The sequence below is a fragment of the Wolbachia endosymbiont of Drosophila incompta genome, assembly GCF_001758565.1.
Taxonomy (GTDB): Bacteria; Pseudomonadota; Alphaproteobacteria; order Rickettsiales; family Anaplasmataceae; genus Wolbachia; species Wolbachia pipientis.
The window spans coordinates 1,264,052-1,264,478 of sequence record NZ_CP011148.1 but is presented as its reverse complement, the minus strand read 5'-3'; the positions used below and the strand labels follow the sequence as shown (position 1 = coordinate 1,264,478).

Below are 427 nucleotides of genomic sequence, written 5' to 3'. Positions count from 1 at the left end.
GTGGTGAAATAAAAAATGCTGGGCCTATAATAAGAGCTTACGTACGCATGCTAGAGAAGGTTTTGGATCATCCTAAAAAATTCGTATGTGCTACTGTATTCGTCTTGTTTTCATTTAGTGTGCTGTACTTTACTTTTGGTCCTGGAGTAAAGTTTTTTCCGAAAGTGGATTCAGAGGTTGTCCGGAAACAAGTAAAAGGCTATAATATCTGAAATTTTAGTACGGGGTAAAGATGAGAAAAAAGTATCCAACAGATCTAAGCGAAAGGGAATGGGCAAGAATAGAAAAACACTTCAGAGTATCATACAAGAAAGGAGGAAGGCCGCCAAAGTATAGCAAAAGAGAAATATTAGAAGCAATTTTCTATGTATTGCGTACAGGGTGTCAATGGCGGTAAGCTTAAGAATGAATTAAAAAATCAGGAAAA

1 protein-coding gene and 1 pseudogene are annotated in these 427 nt (G+C 36.5%); both read left to right on the top strand.

What is annotated here, in order from left to right; translation table 11 throughout:
* The coding region (locus WG67_RS08930) for a hypothetical protein (RefSeq protein ID WP_458694944.1) at nt 1–212 on the top strand (212 nt) is incomplete at its 5' end.
* Nucleotides 213–232: 20 nt separating this feature from the next.
* Nucleotides 233–394 (top strand): annotated as a pseudogene (locus tag WG67_RS05740) (transposase); the annotation flags it as partial.
* Between the last annotated feature and the right edge of the window lie 33 nt (nt 395–427).